Raw genomic sequence first — 1,685 nt, forward strand, 5'->3', positions numbered from 1 at the left:
CGATCCTCCTGCCGCCAGCGAGCTGTCGTAGCTAAAGTACCAAAAATAGCTGGTGACGAGGGTGATCATGGCAGGCCATATAGCGCGCCATTGGCGGGTTGTCACCCCCCAATCGGCTGCGGAAGCAACGATCCCGGGTCAGGTGTTGCTGTTGCGTGCCGCCAGCGCCATGCCGATCAGGGTGGCGCCGCCGAACAAAAGGTTGATGCCGACGAGGACGCCGATCGCCCATTCCGCCGAGCTCGGCAGTCCCGTGATCACCATGAACGAGATCGCGATGTCGACGAGGCCCGAGATCAGGAGCCACGACCAGCGGCCGCTCAGTTCGCGGCGATGCTCCAGCGCATACATGATGGTGGCGACGCCCTCGGCGAGGAAATAGGCGCCGAGCACGATGGTCAGCGTCAGCACGGCCTGCATCGGGCGGGCCAGCAGCAACATGCCGGCGAGCACGGCAAGTGCCGCCGAAATCAGCGACCACCAGAAGCCCGGCGTGCTGCGCGCCCAGTAGGTCACGATCAGCCCGCCGATGCCGCTGATCAGGAACATCCAGCCGAGGACGATCGCGACCGCGAGGCTCGCGAGCGGCGGCAGGATCAGCGCGGCGATACCGAGAACGGCGAGCAGGATGCCTTCGAACAGGAAGGCCTTCCAATGCGCCTTGACCGTCCGGCTCATGGCGGATTGCAGCCGTGAAAAATCCTCGGGCGATGGCATGGTGGCCTCTACGTCGCAAGCAGCAGATGGGCTCAATGTAGTATGTGCGCACCGGGCTTGCCATCCCGCGGCTCAGCCGCCACCGGGCGCAGAGGAAAAACCTTCCGCGCTGGTACGGATGCGGTTGCGGCCGAGAATGTAGATCGCACTTGTGACAATCAGAAGCGCGATGCCGAGCAGGATCGAGGTCAGGCCGATCGGGATCAGGGCCAGCGTCAGGTTGCGCTCGGGGTTGATCAGCCAGTGATGGATCGAGGTCAGCACAAAAGCGAGGCCGAGGAAGCCGACGCCGCCGCCGGCGAGCAGCAGCGCCCACATCCGGCGCAACTGGCTCAGCCGCTCGCGCGCCACCTCGGTCCGCGGCGCATGATGGCGCGCGACGCGCCGGACCAGACGCATGGCGAACGCGATCGAGCTGAACCCGATCAGGAGGCTCGCGGCGCCCAGCCACATCCGAAGCGTCGGATCCAGGTCCGGCATCCGCTGGAGCGTGAGCAGCGGGAAGTCGAAAGCCGCATGCAGCGCGAGCGGGCCTGCGAAGATCAGGAGGCGACTGGACAGGCGGGCCCAGTCGCGATGATGGCGGTTTGCGCCCAGCGCCGTGCCGGCGCGCGCGATCGTCAGATAGGCGCCGGCGATGATGCCGAGCGCGCCGTGGAACGGCACCGTGAGCACGCTGCGCAGCGCCGCCAGCGACCGCCACATCTCGGCATGCTGCACGAGATAGGCGAGGTTCTCGTAAGCGGCGAAGCCAAGGCCGACGGCGGCGCCATAGACCACGGTGTCCATCGGATTGGCAAAGGTCCGCCGCTTGGTCGAGGAGACCAGCACGATGGCGATCACCTTGACGGCTTCCTCCGGCAGCGCGACGCCGAACACCGAATGCATGGCGAGCGCCGCCCAGGGGTTGTCGGGGGCCGCGACCATCTTGGCGAAGGGGGCGCGGGCGAGGCCCAGCAGCGAGATGC

At 66.9% G+C, this 1,685-nt stretch carries 2 protein-coding genes; both read right to left on the reverse strand.

All coding sequences use genetic code 11. The annotated features are described in order from the left end of the window. Nucleotides 1-138 precede the first annotated feature (138 nt). A complete protein-coding gene (locus ACXJL8_RS40420; protein ID WP_456624038.1) occupies nucleotides 139-717 on the reverse strand; it encodes an HdeD family acid-resistance protein in 579 nt (192 codons plus the stop codon). 72 nt (nucleotides 718-789) lie between these two features. Further along, the coding region (locus ACXJL8_RS40425) for a PrsW family glutamic-type intramembrane protease (protein WP_456686963.1) at nucleotides 790-1,685 on the reverse strand (896 nt) is incomplete at its 5' end.

Source organism: Bradyrhizobium sp. P5_C11_2 (assembly GCF_054049755.1).

Coding starts and splice junctions, on each gene's coding strand:
- ACXJL8_RS40420 (WP_456624038.1), bottom strand. CDS start 717: ATGCCATCGCCCGAGGATTTTTCACGGCTGCAATCCGCCATGAGCCGG.